Source organism: Marinomonas sp. TI.3.20 (assembly GCF_038155025.1).
Taxonomy (GTDB): Bacteria; Pseudomonadota; Gammaproteobacteria; order Pseudomonadales; family Marinomonadaceae; genus Marinomonas; species Marinomonas flavescens.
Map to the genome: position 1 here is coordinate 120,066 of NZ_JBAKAS010000002.1, position 17,082 is coordinate 137,147.

General features: G+C 43.1%; 16 protein-coding genes. 7 read left to right on the top strand and 9 right to left on the bottom strand.

From position 1 onward, the window contains the following. Positions 1 to 15: 15 nt before the first annotated feature. The 4 genes from V6259_RS03100 to yjgA are packed head-to-tail and all read left to right on the top strand — an operon-like array spanning position 16 to position 2,648. Positions 16 to 465 carry a PTS sugar transporter subunit IIA gene (locus V6259_RS03100; protein ID WP_341583272.1) on the top strand — a complete coding sequence of 150 codons (450 nt, stop codon included), beginning with the start codon at positions 16 to 18 and terminating at the stop codon, positions 463 to 465. Between the two features lie 9 nt (positions 466 to 474). Further along, positions 475 to 744 (top strand): HPr family phosphocarrier protein, encoded by a 270-nt coding sequence (locus V6259_RS03105; protein WP_133011144.1) that lies wholly within the window; start codon positions 475 to 477, stop codon positions 742 to 744. An 8-nt stretch (positions 745 to 752) separates the two neighbouring features. Beyond that, the gene (gene mgtE, locus V6259_RS03110) at positions 753 to 2,105 is read left to right on the top strand and encodes a magnesium transporter (RefSeq protein ID WP_341583273.1); all 1,353 of its coding nucleotides are present in this window, start codon (positions 753 to 755) and stop codon (positions 2,103 to 2,105) included. A 6-nt stretch (positions 2,106 to 2,111) separates the two neighbouring features. Then, positions 2,112 to 2,648 carry a ribosome biogenesis factor YjgA gene (yjgA, locus tag V6259_RS03115; RefSeq protein ID WP_133011142.1) on the top strand — a complete coding sequence of 179 codons (537 nt, stop codon included), beginning with the start codon at positions 2,112 to 2,114 and terminating at the stop codon, positions 2,646 to 2,648. Positions 2,649 to 2,728: 80 nt separating this feature from the next. On the opposite strand, the gene V6259_RS03120 is transcribed toward yjgA, so the two are convergent. The 7 genes from V6259_RS03120 to V6259_RS03150 all read right to left on the bottom strand — a co-directional run bounded on the left by V6259_RS03120 (position 2,729) and on the right by V6259_RS03150 (position 11,870). Continuing rightward, positions 2,729 to 3,559 carry a carbon-nitrogen hydrolase family protein gene (locus V6259_RS03120; protein ID WP_341583274.1) on the bottom strand — a complete coding sequence of 277 codons (831 nt, stop codon included), beginning with the start codon at positions 3,557 to 3,559 and terminating at the stop codon, positions 2,729 to 2,731. Then, positions 3,560 to 7,381: a YhdP family protein gene (locus tag V6259_RS03125; RefSeq protein ID WP_341583275.1), complete on the bottom strand. Its 3,822-nt coding sequence runs from the start codon at positions 7,379 to 7,381 to the stop codon at positions 3,560 to 3,562. It abuts the gene before it with no gap. An 11-nt stretch (positions 7,382 to 7,392) separates the two neighbouring features. Next, positions 7,393 to 8,847: a ribonuclease G gene (gene rng / locus V6259_RS03130; RefSeq protein ID WP_133011139.1), complete on the bottom strand. Its 1,455-nt coding sequence runs from the start codon at positions 8,845 to 8,847 to the stop codon at positions 7,393 to 7,395. After that, positions 8,840 to 9,448 carry a Maf family protein gene (locus V6259_RS03135; RefSeq protein WP_341583276.1) on the bottom strand — a complete coding sequence of 203 codons (609 nt, stop codon included), beginning with the start codon at positions 9,446 to 9,448 and terminating at the stop codon, positions 8,840 to 8,842. Before V6259_RS03135 ends, rng begins: the two co-directional genes overlap by 8 nt. Before the next feature lie 54 nt (positions 9,449 to 9,502). Next, a complete protein-coding gene (gene mreD / locus V6259_RS03140) occupies positions 9,503 to 9,976 on the bottom strand; it encodes a rod shape-determining protein MreD (protein ID WP_341583277.1) in 474 nt (157 codons plus the stop codon). After that, entirely contained in the window at positions 9,973 to 10,758 is a 786-nt protein-coding gene (gene mreC / locus V6259_RS03145; protein ID WP_341583278.1) for a rod shape-determining protein MreC, read from the bottom strand. The genes mreD and mreC overlap by 4 nt, the downstream gene beginning before the upstream one ends. A gap of 68 nt (positions 10,759 to 10,826) precedes the next feature. After that, a complete protein-coding gene (locus V6259_RS03150; protein WP_341583279.1) occupies positions 10,827 to 11,870 on the bottom strand; it encodes a rod shape-determining protein in 1,044 nt (347 codons plus the stop codon). Between the two features lie 236 nt (positions 11,871 to 12,106). Here V6259_RS03150 and gatC point away from each other — a divergent pair, with 236 nt between their 5' ends. Genes gatC through gatB form a run of 3 tightly spaced genes read left to right on the top strand, consistent with a single transcriptional unit; the run spans position 12,107 to position 15,314 of the window. Then, positions 12,107 to 12,394, top strand: a complete 288-nt coding sequence (gatC, locus tag V6259_RS03155; protein WP_133011134.1) for an Asp-tRNA(Asn)/Glu-tRNA(Gln) amidotransferase subunit GatC — start codon at positions 12,107 to 12,109, stop codon at positions 12,392 to 12,394. Positions 12,395 to 12,406: 12 nt separating this feature from the next. After that, on the top strand, positions 12,407 to 13,867 hold the full coding sequence (gatA, locus tag V6259_RS03160; protein ID WP_133011133.1) for an Asp-tRNA(Asn)/Glu-tRNA(Gln) amidotransferase subunit GatA: 1,461 nt from the start codon (positions 12,407 to 12,409) through the stop codon (positions 13,865 to 13,867). 1 nt (position 13,868) lies between these two features. Beyond that, positions 13,869 to 15,314 carry an Asp-tRNA(Asn)/Glu-tRNA(Gln) amidotransferase subunit GatB gene (gatB, locus tag V6259_RS03165; RefSeq protein WP_341583280.1) on the top strand — a complete coding sequence of 482 codons (1,446 nt, stop codon included), beginning with the start codon at positions 13,869 to 13,871 and terminating at the stop codon, positions 15,312 to 15,314. A gap of 150 nt (positions 15,315 to 15,464) precedes the next feature. Here gatB and mutT read toward each other — a convergent pair whose 3' ends face one another. Both mutT and argJ read right to left on the bottom strand, forming a co-directional pair. Further along, positions 15,465 to 15,848 (bottom strand): 8-oxo-dGTP diphosphatase MutT, encoded by a 384-nt coding sequence (gene mutT, locus V6259_RS03170; RefSeq protein ID WP_341583281.1) that lies wholly within the window; start codon positions 15,846 to 15,848, stop codon positions 15,465 to 15,467. Beyond that, complete coding sequence (argJ, locus tag V6259_RS03175) at positions 15,848 to 17,068, bottom strand: bifunctional glutamate N-acetyltransferase/amino-acid acetyltransferase ArgJ (RefSeq protein WP_341583282.1); 1,221 nt, start codon at positions 17,066 to 17,068, stop codon at positions 15,848 to 15,850. Before argJ ends, mutT begins: the two co-directional genes overlap by 1 nt. Between the last annotated feature and the right edge of the window lie 14 nt (positions 17,069 to 17,082).

A 17,082-nucleotide genomic window follows, 5' to 3' on the forward strand; every position in this document is an offset into this window, starting at 1 on the left:
GGATAATATTTCCCTATGCCATTGAAATCATTATTAAAAACAGACCTTGTACTAGCAAAACAAGACATCGTCAGTAAAAAACGCATTCTTGAAAGCATTGCTGAAGTTGCTGCAAACCGACTTCATTGTGACAAAGAAGCCATTTATGAAGCACTGTTAAGTCGAGAAAAACTCGGCAGCACAGGCATAGGCAATGGTATTGCTATCCCACATTGTCGCCTAGAAACTGCCAATCACACTGCTGTTATCGCAATTTCGTTACAATCTGCTATCGATTTCGATGCTATAGACAAGAAACCCATTGATTTAGTCTTTGCACTTATCGTACCGCCACAGGAATGCGACGAACACCTATCTACACTTGCCGAAATAGCAGAGTTGGCACAGTCGGATGACGCCTTAAACAAGCTTAGAGCAGCAGAAACAAACGACGCTCTATTTGCAGCACTAGATTCTCTACTATAAGGAAAAAACATGTTGGAAGAGTCTGTCACAATCATAAACAAACTTGGCCTTCACGCTCGTGCAGCGGGAAAACTGGTCGAAACAACCTCACGCTTCTCTTCTGACATCACCATTGAAAAAGATGGTCGTAATGTGGATGGGAAAAGCATTATGGCGATGATGATGCTAGCAGCCAGTAAAGGCACTGACATCAAGATCAAAACCAATGGAGAAGACGAAGAGGAAGCAATCAAAGCGATCATCGCCTTGATCCATGATCGCTTTGGCGAAGACGAGTAAGGACGGCCATGTCAGAACAAACCACTCTCGCTCATCTTCAAACGGTCACCGAATCTCTAGAATCCGGTGCCACCATGCAAATCCGTTATTTACTTAACGGCGCCCTACCTGCACAAGACGTTGCCCGCTTACTTGAGTCATCCCCACCAAAAGAACGTAAACTTCTTTGGGATTTAATCGACTCTAAAAACGAAGGCGAAGTACTCCAATACTTAAGTGAAGAGATTGGCGTACAATTCATGTTAAACATGAACACAGAACGCCTAGTCGCTGTTTCTGAGCATTTCGAAAGTGATGACCTTGCCGATCTTTTACAACACCTCCCAGAGACCGTTGTAAAAGAAGTTCTGGCTTCCATGTCCAGCCAAGACAGAATGCGAGTGGAAGCACTATTAAGCTACTCAGAGGACTCTGCTGGCGGCTTGATGAATACGGATACAATCACTATCCGTCCAAACATCACCCTTGATATCGTTTTTCGCTACTTACGCCGACATAAGACTCTCCCTGACATGACCGATAGCCTACTGGTTGTGAGTCGCTCTGATCGCCTACTAGGAACGCTACCTCTAACAAAACTACTGGTTGCAGACGTGAATTGCACCGTGCGCGACATTATGGAAACAGACAATACCGTTATTGATGCCAACACACCCGCTAGCGAAGTAGCACAACTCTTTGAAAAGATGGACCTAGTATCGGCTCCCGTCATTGATAGCATCACCAAAAAATTATTAGGTCGAATCACTATCGATGACGTAGTTGATGTAATTCGCGACGAAGCAGAGCACTCTATGCTGAGTATGGCCGGCCTAGACGATGACGAAGACACTTTTGCCCCCATACTAAAAACAACGAGACGACGCGCAGTTTGGCTCGGCATCAACTTAATTACCGCATTCATCGCATCGTATGTAATTGGCTTATTTCAGCACACCCTAGATCAAATTGTCGCGCTTGCTATTCTGATGCCAATTGTTGCCAGCATGGGCGGCATTGCGGGGTCTCAAGTACTGACTCTTGTCATTCGAGGCATTGCCTTAAACCAGATAGGTGCGACCAATACTCGATGGCTTTTAAACAGAGAACTCATTGTTGGCGTATTAAATGGTATACTTTGGGCGACCGTTATTGCCGCTTTAACAGCACTTTGGTTTGACAACATAAAGATTGCCTATATCATTGCAAGCGCGACAATCATAAATCTGTTTTTTGCCGCACTCACAGGCACGCTATTACCAATTTTCTTAAAAAAACTTGGTATCGACCCAGCTTTAGCCGCCAGTGTGATTTTAACAACTGTGACTGATGTCGTTGGCTTTTTAGCCTTCCTCGGTCTTGCTACCATTTTTTTAGTATAGGTTCCCATGACAGACTTTGATCAAATTGATGACGATGAAGAAATTATTAAAAGTAAAACGCAGATCAAGCGTGAAATGGAAGGCCTACAAGAGCTAGGTAAGAAATTATTAAGCCTGAGTAAAAATCAGCAAAAGAAAATCCAGATGTCTGAAACATTGAGAGCCGCTCTTACTGAAGCCACTCGCATAAAACAGCACGAAGCTTCAAGAAGACATCTACAATATATTGGCAGAGTGATGCGCACTGAGGATCATGAATCTATTGCTCACAGCATAGCCATATTTGATAGTACGTCTGCTGCCTATAACAAGCTATTCCACCAACTAGAGCTTAAACGTGATGCTCTCATTGGAGAACATAGCAAAGAAGTGCTTGCTGAGTATCTAACAGATCACCCTGAGGTCGAAGATATTCAACAACTGAGACAACTTATTCGCTCATCACAAAAAGAAGCCTCTCTACAGAGTAATACAACAAACAGAAAAAAACTGTTTCGCTTTCTAAGAGAAGCTGAAGAAAAGAAATTAGGCTTATCCGAATAGAACAATTCGCTATGCAAGCACAAGATTAACAATCGTTATTTGATTAAAGCGCCTTAAGTGAAATACCTAAGGCGCTTTTTTTACAGACGACGATGCGATAAACAAGGCATATTGTTACGACACTCCAGCAACACTTCATCGGTAATGTCGCAAACAAAATACCCAGGCTCCTCTTCCAACCCATCAAGAAACTCACCATTTGGTGAATACAACACACTATGACCATAAGTTTGTCGAGTATCGTTGTGCCAACCGCATTGATTAACACCTAGTACAAAACACTGGTTCTCTATGGCTCGGGCTGCTAATAAAGTGTTCCAATGCGCCTTACCTGTAACATAGGTAAATGCCGCCGGCACAAGCAAGACTTCCGCTCCCGCCTTTGATAAGGCCCTATAAAGCTCAGGGAAGCGCACATCGTAGCAAATACTTAGACCCACTTTAAAACCATCCACATCAATGATCTGGGTCTCAATATCCCCAGGCTCAATCGATGCCGATTCTTTGTAAGCTCCTGCTTTGTCGTTAACCGCCACATCAAAAAGGTGAATTTTGTCATAGCGTTTTATCAGCTCTCCATCAGGAGAAAAAACCAAACAAGACTGACGCACTCGCCCACCGCCAACTTCCTCGCCTGTGACACGATTAGCTGATGGGTGAGAGCCTACAACAAGATAAATAGAGTGCTTGATAGCTAACTGGACTACTTCTTTCAGAATTTCATCTTGTGCAGGAGAATCTGCCAAATAACGCATTGCTTTGCCATCAAATAAAAACACATTTTCTGGTAAAACAATCAACCTCGCGCCATCTTTTGCCGCCAAACCAACCCATTTTTTCGTCATTTCTAAATTTTGAGCCCAATCAGCGGTACTCGTTAACTGAATAGCTGCGATGCGAAGTGATTTCATTTAATTACTCACCTTTTTTACTTGCTTGTGCTTTACCGGTGTAATTTCAGGACTATCAAATGATCCCTTTATATGGTACTGGACACTGGTGACTTTTGATAAACTATCGCCGATCAATTTATCTGTAAGAAACAAAATTCCCGCCAATTGAGGCGACCCCCACAACAAACCTGCCAACGGCAAAGAGCGCGTAATAGGTAAGGTTGCCGTTAACGTTTCATCTAACGCCTCATTCACTATATCTGCCGTGCCTTCCAATGACACCTCTGCCGTTGGAGAACTGATACTCAAAGGTTTTGTGGTCTTAAGAATGCCTTTATTAATATCAAAAGTACCTTTGAAACTGTCATACGTTAATCCAGGCTTATAGACATCAGAAAAATCCAGACTCAATCGTCGTTTTAATGATTCGACATTAAAAATACCAAATATTTTCATAAAAGCAGGCAATTCATCAACCTGTGAAAAGTTGCCATCTTCAGCGTCAAAAGAAATTCTTCCCGAGACCGTCTTGCGGTTAAAGTAGAAAGGGTGACCTTGCCAATTTAAAACCACATTAATTTTATATTTCTTAGAGGTGACAAAGGCCTTATCTGAAAACTTATCTATCAACTCAGCCAAATCCTTGCCATTTACCGAGATAGTTAACGTAACGGTTGGCTGAGCTGCATTATCCTTCCAAATAAGATGACCATCAAATTTGCCTTTTTTCAAAACAGAAGAAAATGGATCTATACGTAGCTCATTACCATTTCGCACCACATTTAAATTCCAATCCCCATAAGGCTTTTGATTAATGTACAGCTGATCCACTATTAGGGTCATATTAGGGACTTGACTGGCATGAAAAGGCGGTTTATCAGGGCTACCGTCTCCCGCGCCTTTATCGCTATTCCAACTTAAATAACCAAAATGCAATCTCGGCTTAAGCCCATCATGATCAAATTTGAAATTCAGCTCATCTGAACTAACCTGGAACTTTCCATTCGTATTGTTGGCATCATAATTCACTTTAACATTATGCAGGCTGTTTTGCGGGTTCACTACAATCTTATCAATCAATAAATTCACGTAACGTAGCCAGTCAGGCAACTTAATATTACTGTCATTTAATGAAGGGACAGAACCCTCCTCCCCACCTAACTTCTCAAATACATTACTCCAGTCTGATACATCAAAAGACGAAAACTGCCCTTCTACTGCCAAACCTTTTTTCATATTACTCGGAAGCGCCTTATCACTATTAAAATACAGTTCGCCACCAATAAACTGGCCCGATTTTATTAATAAATTCGTCTTTACTAAGGAAGAAAAGTCACTTTGAATCACGATATCTTGTTGGTGAGACATCATTTTAAAGGTAAAAGGCATGGCCTGAGCAGATACTTTAGAGAACGGTTGCGGAAGCGCAATCGCTCCTCCCTTAAGATCGCTATTAATCAGTAAGTCAACCTGTCCCTCCTGGGACTTATTTATCGACAAAGTGCCGTTATATTTAACATCTCCAGTGATCTTATTCGCTAGATAGTCCGGTAGTTTTCGCCACTGTGCAATTTGATAAAGATTTGCCGAGCCTGATAGTTGACCTAATATACTAATTCGACCATCTTTTTCAAAAGATGATGTAAGCACCATATGTGTATGACCAGAAAAAGATTGAATATCGAAATCGGAGTCATAAATTCCTTTTTCGCTGGAAAAGTTGAATTGGCCTTTATCAACGACATTATTCAAATCGATATCGCCAATATAAACCGGATTATTCTTAAAGCGTAACCCAAGACTTACTCTTGGCTCTTTATGCTTTTCATTAAGCGGAATGGAAACATCAAAATCACCGGCCATAACGCCTGACACACGCCATGTTTTAAAAGGCGCCAATACATTATTCGCCAACGGCGTCGACTGCAATAAACGGAGCATTTCAGACGATTCTTGCGCAACACTTCCCTTTACACTTAACCAATCTGCCTTACCGTTTTTAACGGGTACATCCACTGAAATATTCGAGACAGCAACATCTGATAAGGACGCGGATTTAACCAGAACATGCACACCAGATTCATTCAACGTAAATTGACCATTAACCGATTTTGCCGTGGGCCAATTCTTATCAAAAGTAATATCCGCATCGCTTACATCCATTTTTAGCCGAACATCTGGCACTGCGCCATCAGCCAAATCACTTTGAATAAGTAAATCAACATTATTCACTTCGCCTTTATTGGCAAAAGAGTCTTTTATCCAGCTTCGCAACCCAGCATCAAGCGCCTTGTCAGGAAGGTAAGTAAGCCTATCCGCCACAGACACATGTTGCGCCGCAATATTCAAAGACAGCCAATCAGGAGCGTTCTGCCGGGCTTCAAAACGAAAGCCGCCCTTAATGTCAGAACCATTACGCTTCAACTTTAAGTCTTGCCCTCTAACAACCAGTGTATTTTGCACAAGCTGCCAATTAACCGTGCCAGATAACGAACTGACTTGCCATTCGCTAGCATAGAGATCAGGAAAGGCAAGCATCCCCTTGTGCTGCTTGAACTGAATATAACCTCCAGTATCAGCGATACTTAATACCGCATCAATATGATCAGCTTTGGGAATACCTAGATAGCCTGAGCTAGAGACATTTTGTAAATTACTTAAAAAGTGATAAGACACCGCATTGTCTTTTTTACCAATACGTAATGAAGCATTCGAAATAACACCTTTAGGCGATAGTCCAGAAATTAGTTTTGTTATATGCCAATCAGGTTGTAAAAAATGATTTGCTATCCGATGAGCCAACGCCAAATCAAACTGATTGAAAAGCAAATAAGATTGGTTGGTAGCAGTCGACCATTCATAGGATAAGTTCATTGGCTCATATGTTTTTTCATGCTCATCTTTAAGTTGCATATGATGAACATCGACAGACAAACTCGCCTTTTTTTGACTGTACCCAACTCGTACAGAAGGCGCAGATTCATAAGCTTCACCATTTTTAAAAGCAACACTAAGTTTTGATGCTTTAGCCTGAAGCATAAACCCTTCGCCAACACGATAATTAAGCCAAAGCTTGCCCGCAAAATCAACACTCGTTAAATCAGCCGACCAAGTTTCAGACTTACCATTGAAAGGAATTAAAATATTAGGGACATTAACACTCGCGTCAACTTGATAATCACCAAAGGCACCCAGTGATTGATAGATTTTAGCGTTGAGATCAAAAGGAGTCGCATTACCATCGACATATACTTTTGACTTAATCCACGAGGATTGAGAATACTGAAAAACATAGGCCGCTGGGATAGCAATAGCGTGTTTACCATATTGCTCACTATTGATATCTATTTTGGCATTTAGAATAGAAAAACGTTGTTGCGCCGTTAAATAGCCTAAAATCCTCTCCACCCCCACATCGCTTTTGACATTGGATGAAGACACAGCACCTTTTAGTCGCCATTGACCACCACTCTCCTGAAAGGATAAAGAGGGCTTAACAAAACGAACATAGGTAAATTGAGGCGTTAAAGACAGAAGAGACTTAATAAGATCAATTCGAACTCTTATTTCTGGAATACTGACAGCGGACTCACCATTAACTGTTAGCACTAAATTACTAACAGAGACAGTCGGATCAACCCCTTCCAAATGCCCACCGATCTTACTAAGCGTCACTTGATAGCCCGTTAACTGACTGAGATTACTCTCTATTTGCAATCGATAGTCATCAAGACAAGGCAGCAACAACTTAACCGCAACAACCGTCATAGCAAGCAGAGCGGATACACACACTAGCGCCCACCACACAACGCCGATCGCTCTTTGCAGAGACTGCCTCATCTTAGAACCTATTATCGAAGAACAACATCATATTGATCCTGCGTATAAACTAGATCAACCTGAAAACGAATTGTTTTACCTATAAAGGCCTCCAATTCAGCAACAGCAACGCTTTCTTCATCTAAAAAGCGATCAACCACTGAGCTCGCGGCCAATATTGTATAGGTCTGTGAATCATAAGCACGATCAGCTCGAAGTATTTCACGAAAGACCTCATAGCAAACTGTTTCAGGTGTTTTTACTAACCCACTACCCCGACAAGAACGACATGGTTCGCAGAGCGTCTGCCCCAAACTTTCCCGTGTACGTTTTCTCGTCATTTCGACCAAACCAAGCTCAGAGACACCGGTAATTTTTGTCTTAGCATGATCGGAGTCTAGTGTTTTTTCTAACATTCTAAGCACTTGCCGCTTATGCTCTTCATCTTCCATATCGATAAAATCAATAATGATGATGCCACCCAAATTTCGCAATCGCAGCTGACGACCGATAGAAGTCGCGGCTTCTAAATTTGTCTTGTAGATGGTTTCTTCTAAATTTCGACTGCCAACAAAAGCCCCAGTGTTGACGTCAATGGTTGTCATAGACTCAGTTTGCTCAACCAGCAAGTAACCGCCCGACTTAAGCTGTACCTTACGATCCAAGGCTTTTTGTATTTCATCTTCAACGCTGTATAAATCGAAAATAGGACGCTCGCCTGGATAATATTCAATGCGTTCTGTCAACTCAGGCATAAAATCTTCAGCAAAAGAGCGAAGCTTGGCATAATTTTCACGAGAATCTATACGGATTTTTTCCGTTTTTAAACTCACTAAATCACGCATTGTTCTCAAATGAAGCGGCAGATCTTCATAAATAATGGAGGGAGCTTTGGCAACTTTAATTCGTCGTTTCACTGCTTGCCACAAACGCGTAAGGAATTTTATATCGGCTAGGATTTCTTCTTCGCCAGCTCGCTCTGCTGCAGTTCGTAAAATATAACCATTCGTTTCATCCGCGTCTTTTAACGCCTCAGAAATAAGAGATTTTAAACGCTCACGCTCCTCTTCATTCTCAATACGTTGACTAACACCAACATGAGACTGATCAGGCATATAAACAAGGTAACGAGAGGGTATAGAAAGATGGGTAGTTAAACGCGCCCCTTTTGTACTGATGGGGTCTTTTGTCACTTGAACAACAAGGGATTGACCTTCTCGAAGGTAATCACCGATTTGATCACTTGGATTGATCGCATCACGATCAGCCACTTCAGAAACATGAATAAAAGCCGCTCGCTCTAAACCAATATCCACAAATGCAGCCTGCATTCCAGGTAAAACACGAACCACTTTACCTTGATAAATATTGCCTACGATGCCTTTACGACTGGCTCGCTCTATATAAACTTCTTGCAGCATCCCATTTTCAACAAGAGACACTCGAATTTCCATCGGGGTGACATTTATTAATACATCTTCACTCACCGGACATCTCCTCTAATGCATGAATACCAAACAAAGCAAGTAACTGAGATGCTTCATAAAGAGGCAAACCCACCACAGCAGAATAAGAGCCAGATACTGAGCGAACAAACACCGCCCCTAACCCTTGAATCGCGTAAGAGCCCGCTTTATCTTGAGGATCTCCGCTTTTCCAATACTGCGCTATTTCAACATCAGACAACGCTCTAAAAGAAACATTACTAGTAACATTAGTTAGTTGAACATGCTCACGATGTAAATCATAGAGGCAAATCGAGGTCATTACCTGATGATCACGACCTGACAATAATCTAAGCATTCTTTTTGAGTCTTCAAAACAAGAAGGCTTTCCAAGAATAACCCCATCAACAACAACACTTGTATCGGACGCTAAAATAACAACATTTTCTATTTCGTTTCGTTTTGCTTTAAGCTTCTCAGCAGCGGCTTGCGCTTTCTCGCGCGCCATCCGAAGCACATAATCGACAGCACCCTCATTTTCATAAGGCGCTTCATCTATATCAGCAGGACAGACCTCAAAGCGCTTAACTAATTGCGCCAGAAGCTCTTTTCTTCTTGGCGACGCTGAAGCTAATACAAGCATAAACCTTTCCTAATAAACGACCTTAAAGACCTAAAAACCAACTTGAAAAACAATTTAGCGAATCGAGTAAATGCGACGAATACTGCGTAATACAACAAACGACCACGGCCAAAGCAAGCCAGTAACAATCGCCGGCATAAAAATCATCAAGGTTGGTTGCGCATTACCAAGATAATGATCAATCCAGAAACCTACCAATTGATTTATGCTCACTAGGAGGCAGACAAAAATACCTTGCTGCCAACGATGATACATACGTAATCGCTTATAAAAAATTGCACATGAAAAAGCGATAATGACATAAGTCAGAGAGTGCTGGCCGATAATACCACCTTGTAGCAAATCCACCATCAACCCAAGAAACCACGCGACTCCCACTCCAACACGAAACGGCAAAGCAATAACCCAGTATAAAATAACCAACAATGCCCACTCAGGTCGATACCAAACCAACGACTCGGGTAAAGGCATCGCCTCAAGCATAAGCGCAGCTATCAGTGTGACAACAAAAACACTAAAGGATTTCATTGATGCTCCGTCTTAGATTTTTCAATTAACATCACATGACGGCTTCGACCTAACTGAGCCAAAGGAACGACATCGACATCAGTATAAGGTTGTCCAGATATATGCTTTACAGAACGCACAACACCGACCGGATACCCAGCTGGAAAACGCTTACCTAGACCCGACGTTGTCAAAATATCACCTTTTTTAATGTCAGCAGATTGCGGAACACTCATCAGCTTCAAATCTTTTAAGTCGCCAACACCACGCAACACACTTCTAAATCCTGTGCGGGATAACTGAACAGGTAAAAAATGACTCGCATCAGCAATTAATAAAACACGGCTAGTATAGGCAGACGTTTCTACAACCTGACCCAGCACTCCTGTTGCATCCAAAACAGGTTGACCGACATACGCACCAGAAGAAAAACCTTTATCGATAAGTATTTTATGACTATAAGCATTTTGGTCGAACCCAATCACTTCTGCCATAACGACTTTTTCATCAACTCGTTGCGAAGCATCTAACAATTCTCGCAGACGAACGTTTTCAGCCTGGAGGGAGTTTAATTTCTGCAGTCGACTTTGAAGCACAAGCACTTCTTGGTTTAAAGACTGATTTTCTTTAACCAGTCCTTCGCGACTTTCTAAATGATCACCGGTCCAGTAAAGAATTTTTTGTGGCGTGTTTACCACGACCTGAATAGGCGCAACAAGCCAAGTGAGATAAGGGCGAACCGGGGCAAACAAAGAATATCTAGTATCAGCAACGATCATCATGATAGATAAGATGACCAGCACAACAAAACGCGCGCTGGATATCTTGCCATTAAAATAAAGCGAATTATTAATGGTATGGCTCCTAGCAATTACTCATTTTCAGCAGTAAAAAGCTCTGAGGCATGTTTATCCATCATTTCAAGCGCCATACCACCACCTCGAGCAACACAAGTAAGTGGATCATCAGCGATAATCACAGGAAGACCTGTTTCTTCGCTAATTAAACGATCGATTTCACGCAGCAAAGCACCACCACCAGTCAAAACCAAACCCGTTTCACCGATATCAGCCGCTAATTCTGGTGGAGATTGCTCTAGAACACCTTTGATCGCTTGAACAATTTGCGCGAGCGGTTCTTGCAAGGCATCTAGTATTTCGGTACTGCTCAAAGTAAAGGAGCGTGGAATACCTTCAGCTAAGTTACGACCGCGAACATCAATCTGCAACTCTTCACCAGTATGATAAGCCATGCCTATTTCGGTTTTAATGCGCTCAGCCGTAGCATCACCAATCAAACTACCGTATTGACGACGTACATACGTTGTAATCGCTTCATCAAAACGATCACCACCAACACGAATAGACTCAGAAGTAACAATACCGTTTAAGGAAATAATTGCGATTTCTGTGGTACCGCCACCAATATCAATAACCATTGAGCCAGATGCTTCTGCAACTGGCAGACCCGCCCCAATAGCTGCCGCCATTGGCTCTTCAATAATATAGACTTCGCGAGCACCGGCACCCAATGCTGATTCTTTGATAGCACGTCGTTCAACTTGTGTTGATTTACAAGGAACACAAACCAACACCCTCGGGCTTGGTTTTAAAAAGCTATTCTCATGCACTTTAGAAATAAAATACTGAAGCATTTTTTCAGTGACATGAAAATCGGCAATGACCCCATCTTTCATTGGTCGAATCGCCGTAATATTTCCAGGCGTTCTACCCAACATGCGCTTCGCATCTTTACCAACTGACGCGACTGTTTTTTGATTCCCATTATGACGAATGGCGACAACAGATGGCTCATCAAGCACTATGCCACGGTCACGAACGTAGATAAGGGTATTAGCCGTCCCTAAGTCAATTGACAAATCGCTAGAGAACATTCCCCTAATTTTTTTAAACATGTAATTCCACACCCTAATGAATACAATACGAACAGTGTGAAAATGTAACAATCGCCCACACATTCAGCAAGCCGATTCGTCGTAAATAAGCAAAAAGTCTTAAGGTATTTCATTGTTTATACGAATTTTTTTAATTTGATCGAAAAGAAATTGCTTTTTCCCTTCATGGTCTTTCTAGCTCCTGTCTGAAGAGATACAATACACACCATTTTCGACAATCTAACATCAGGTGGAACATGTCCATAAACAAACAAGACGTGCAAAAAATAGCACACCTGGCTCGCCTCGCCCTCACTGAGGAAGACGCAGCTCAATACCAGCAATCACTATCCAGCGTATTAGCACTCGTTGAGCAAATGCAATCGGTTAATACCGATGGTATCGAACCGCTTGGCAACCCACTTGAAATGACCCAGAGACTCAGAGAAGACGTCGTCACAGAAGGCAACCGTCGAGACGAGTTCCTAGCCAACGCGCCACAAACTGAAGCTGGCCTTTTCTTAGTACCGCAAGTGATTGATTAACGAGAACACAATATGTTTGAACAAAGCATCTCTACCTTAGCGACAAAATTGCGCAATAAAGATATTTCTAGCGTTGAGTTAACACGCCTTTTTTTAGATCGAATTAGCAAACTTGATCCTCAGCTCAATAGTTTCATCACCATCAGTGACGAGCTTGCATTACAACAAGCAAAAGCAGCCGACACCTTGCTAGCAAGCAACAAGGGTACCAGCCTAACCGGCATACCTATCGCCCACAAAGATTTATTTTGCACCCAAGGCGTACTGACAACTTGCGGCTCTAAAATGCTCAATAATTTTGTTCCGCCTTATGAGTCAACAGTAACAAGCCGCATACAACAAGCGGGCGCAGTAATGCTAGGCAAAACAAATATGGATGAGTTCGCGATGGGCTCTTCTAACGAAAACAGTTTTTTCGGGGCCGTTAAAAACCCTTGGAACCTAAACAAAGTACCTGGCGGGTCTTCTGGTGGCTCTGCTGCTGCCGTTGCCGCTGGACTTGCTGTTGCCGCTACCGGCACAGACACAGGCGGCTCTATTCGCCAGCCCGCATCGTTTTGCGGCATAACAGGCCTAAAACCGACTTATGGACGCGTCTCCCGCTTTGGCATGATCGCCTATGCATCAAGCTTAGACCAAGGTGGCCCAATGGCGAAAAGCGCCGAAGATTGCGCCCACTTAATGCAAGCCATGGCAGGCTTTGACGAAAAAGACTCGACTTCTTCTGAAACACCTAAAGAAGACTACTTAGCTAACTTAAATGCGCCATTAACTGGCCTTAAAATTGGCTTGCCGAAAGAGTATTTTGGCGAAGGCTTAGACCCTAAAGTAGCTGATACAATTATGTCGGCAGTGAAAGAGTTTGAAAAACTCGGCGCGACAGTGAAAGAAATATCACTACCGAACCTACAACTAAGCATTCCAGCCTATTACGTTATCGCACCTTCAGAAGCGTCTTCTAATTTATCTCGCTTTGACGGCGTTCGATTTGGACATCGCTGTGACGATCCAAAAGACTTGCTAGACATGTACACCCGCTCGCGCGCTGAAGGCTTTGGCACAGAAGTACAAAAACGCATCATGGTAGGTACCTATGCCCTGTCTGAAGGCTATTACGACGCTTACTACCTAAAAGCACAAAAAATTCGCCGCCTAATCAAAGAAGATTTCGTTAAGGCGCTCAGTGAAGTCGATGTCATCATGGGACCCGTCGCACCAACCACTGCGTTTGACATTGGCAGCAAAACAGACGACCCAGTCGCTATGTACTTAGAAGATATTTACACCCTATCTGTGAACCTTGCTGGCATTCCAGCCATGTCTGTTCCTGCCGGCTTTGCAGACGACATGCCTGTTGGTTTACAAATCATGGGCAATTACTTTGCCGAAGCCAAGCTATTAAACATCGCACACCAGTTCCAGCAGAATACCGACTGGCACTTACAAACACCAACATTGGCAAAAGGAGCATAATATGGACTGGGAAGTTGTTATTGGCCTAGAGATTCATACTCAGCTCTCTACGAAATCAAAATTATTTTCTGGCGCAGCCGTTGGCTTTGGCGCTGAACCAAACACCCAAACAACCCTTGTCGACCTAGGCATGCCTGGTGCCTTGCCCGTTTTCAACAAAGAAGCATTGCGCATGGCTGTTATGTTTGGTCATGCTATCAACGCTGAAATTGGCATGCATTCTGTCTTTGCTCGCAAAAATTACTTTTACCCCGACCTTCCAAAAGGCTACCAGACCAGCCAAATGGACCACCCTATTGTGGGCAAAGGCCATTTAGACGTTCTTCTTGACGACGGCACCACTTCACGCGTCGGCATAACTCGCGCCCACCTTGAAGAAGATGCTGGCAAATCATTACATGAAGACTTTCAAGGAATGACTGGCATCGACTTAAATCGCGCCAGCACACCCTTGCTAGAAATTGTTTCTGAACCAGACATCCGCTCAGCAAAAGAAGCCGTAGCGTACGTTAAAATGATTCACTCTATCGTCACCTATTTAGGTATTTGTGATGGCAACATGGCAGAAGGCTCAATGCGCTGCGATGTTAATATTTCACTACGCCCAAAAGGTCAAAAAGAGTTTGGCACTCGAACTGAAATTAAAAACGTGAATTCATTTCGCTTTATCGAAAAAGCCATCTACACCGAAATTGAACGCCAAGCTGACATTCTTGAAGACGGCGGCAAAATCACTCAAGAAACTCGCTTATACGATGCCGAAAAGAATGAAACTCGAAGCATGCGTTCTAAAGAAGACGCGAATGACTATCGCTACTTTCCATGCCCCGACCTACTCCCTATAGAATTAACCCAAGAGTACGTTGACGACATTAAAGCAAGCCTACCTGAACTACCTAACCATAAAGCTAAACGCTTTCAGAGTGAGTACAACCTTAGCGAATACGACGCTCACGTTTTGTCTTCTTCTCGTGAAATGGCCGACTTCTTTGAAGCAGCAAACTCTGCCACAAAAGACCCTAAATTAACCGCCAACTGGGTAATGGGGGAGCTAAGTAAATTACTAAATCAGGCTCAGCTAGAAATCAACCAATCTCCTGTTTCAGCAAGTGCTTTTGGCGAACTTCTTGCCCGCATCCAAGACAACACTATCAACGGCAAAACAGCCAAAGATGTGCTGCAAGCTATGTGGAACGGCGAAGGCTCAGCCGACGCCATCATTGACGCGAAAGGCCTTAAACAAGTCACCGACACTGGCGCGATCGAAAGCATGATACAAGCTATTTTAGACGCGAACGCGACTCAAGTGGAACAGTACCGCGCCGCGGAACCTGACAAGCAGAAGAAAATGATTGGCTTTTTTGTCGGCCAAGTTATGAAAGCTTCTCAAGGTAAAGCAAACCCTGGCATGGTAAATCCAATTCTAGCCAAGCTACTTAAAGGCTAACCAACCCATACCAATTTAAAACGACCCACTTTAGGGTCGTTTTTTTTTGCCTGAATATTCAAAAAACACATTACAAAAGCCTCAAGACAAAAAAAAAGCACTCTAATCACTTAGAGTGCTTTTCAATAAACAGGCGACAAAAATAACAGACTATTGATCCAATAATGCTCTTACAATCACTTTATTGGCCTCAGGAAAAGAGTAATCTGCTAAGTCAGCAATAGAGACCCAACGCACTTCCTGTCCTTCTTTCCCTCTTGCCTCTCCGTCAAATTGAGTGACAACAAAGAAAATCAACTCAACTTGCTTATCACCATAATCATGCGAAATCGTCTGAAAAAAATTCGCTTGCCTAACAACTATTCCACACTCTTCATACAACTCTCTCGCTAACGCATCAGCAGGAGATTCATCAGGCTCACATTTTCCACCCGGAAACTCCCACAGATCACCTTGATGCTGACTTGCCTTACGAAGAGCAATAAAAACAGATTGATCTCGCAGTATAATACCTGCCGCAACACGCACCAACATCAGGTACGATAATCTGCATTAATAGTCACATAATCACGCGAAAGATCCGTCGTCCATACCGTGTCTGAGACATCACCCGCCCCAAGGTTAATCACGATATGAATTTCTTCAGGCGCCATCGCCTCTTGACCATGTTTCTCAAGATAGTCTGGTGATCGACAGCCATCACGAACAATTTCAAAACCATTTATATGGAGCTGAACTTTATCCACATCAAGACCTTCAACGCCAGCACGACCTACCACCGCCAAAATTCGACCCCAATTAGGATCAGAGGCAAATAAAGCTGTTTTCACCAGAGGAGAATGAGCCACCTCAAACGCAACCTTAGTCGCGTCAGATACTAAATTCGCCCCTTGAACTTCAACAGTAACAAATTTAGTCGCACCCTCGCCATCACGCACAATCGCGTGAGCTAACTCTTGCATCACCTCAGTAAAGGCAGTTAAAAAAGCTTGAGCCAATGGTGAGGCAACATCAGTTACCACCTCATTACCCGCTTTCCCTGTTGCAACCGCAATACAGGAATCATTTGTCGAGGTATCGCCATCGATCGTAATACGATTGAAACTCTTCCCAACCACTTCTTTCAACATTTTCTGAAGAAGCGACGCATCCATTGCAATATCACTAAACACATAACCTAGCATGGTAGCCATATTAGGACGAATCATTCCCGCCCCTTTAGAAATACCAGCAACAGTATAAGCGCGCCCCTCATACTCAAATGAGCGAACAGAACCTTTAGGCAGTGTATCTGTGGTCATAATGCCAGTGCCTGCAGCGCGCCAACTATCCCCAGAGAGAGACAGAAACGCAGCTGGGATTGCCGCTACTATTTTATCCGTCGGCAATGGTTCACCGATAACCCCTGTAGAAAATGGCAAAATAGCATCGACATCAACACCAGCTTGCTCAGCCAACACCTGGCAAGTAAGCAAAGCATTTTCAACACCCAACTTACCCGTACCCGCATTAGCATTACCGGTATTAATCAGCAAATACCTAGGGCTTGAGCTGGCCAAATGTTTCTGACATAAACGTACTGGCGCTGCACAAAAAGCATTTTGCGTGAAGACTCCAGCAACAGCAGCCCCTTCACACAACTCAAAGATAACAAGATCTTTTTTGTTTGGTTTTTTAATACCCGCCTCAGCAACCCCTATCTTCACTCCTTTGATTTCAGGAATATTAGGGAAATCACACAATCCTACTGCCATTCGAACACCCTCAA

Bases quoted from the DNA above. Each gene is read 5' to 3' on its own strand.
- V6259_RS03100 (WP_341583272.1), top strand. From the start codon at position 16: ATGCCATTGAAATCATTATTAAAAACAGACCTTGTACTAGCAAAACAA.
- V6259_RS03105 (WP_133011144.1), top strand. From the start codon at position 475: ATGTTGGAAGAGTCTGTCACAATCATAAACAAACTTGGCCTTCACGCT.
- mgtE (WP_341583273.1), top strand. From the start codon at position 753: ATGTCAGAACAAACCACTCTCGCTCATCTTCAAACGGTCACCGAATCT.
- yjgA (WP_133011142.1), top strand. From the start codon at position 2,112: ATGACAGACTTTGATCAAATTGATGACGATGAAGAAATTATTAAAAGT.
- V6259_RS03120 (WP_341583274.1), bottom strand. From the start codon at position 3,559: ATGAAATCACTTCGCATCGCAGCTATTCAGTTAACGAGTACCGCTGAT.
- V6259_RS03125 (WP_341583275.1), bottom strand. From the start codon at position 7,381: ATGAGGCAGTCTCTGCAAAGAGCGATCGGCGTTGTGTGGTGGGCGCTA.
- V6259_RS03135 (WP_341583276.1), bottom strand. From the start codon at position 9,448: ATGCTTGTATTAGCTTCAGCGTCGCCAAGAAGAAAAGAGCTTCTGGCG.
- mreD (WP_341583277.1), bottom strand. From the start codon at position 9,976: ATGAAATCCTTTAGTGTTTTTGTTGTCACACTGATAGCTGCGCTTATG.
- V6259_RS03150 (WP_341583279.1), bottom strand. From the start codon at position 11,870: ATGTTTAAAAAAATTAGGGGAATGTTCTCTAGCGATTTGTCAATTGAC.
- gatC (WP_133011134.1), top strand. From the start codon at position 12,107: ATGTCCATAAACAAACAAGACGTGCAAAAAATAGCACACCTGGCTCGC.
- gatA (WP_133011133.1), top strand. From the start codon at position 12,407: ATGTTTGAACAAAGCATCTCTACCTTAGCGACAAAATTGCGCAATAAA.
- gatB (WP_341583280.1), top strand. From the start codon at position 13,869: ATGGACTGGGAAGTTGTTATTGGCCTAGAGATTCATACTCAGCTCTCT.
- mutT (WP_341583281.1), bottom strand. From the start codon at position 15,848: ATGTTGGTGCGTGTTGCGGCAGGTATTATACTGCGAGATCAATCTGTT.
- argJ (WP_341583282.1), bottom strand. From the start codon at position 17,068: ATGGCAGTAGGATTGTGTGATTTCCCTAATATTCCTGAAATCAAAGGA.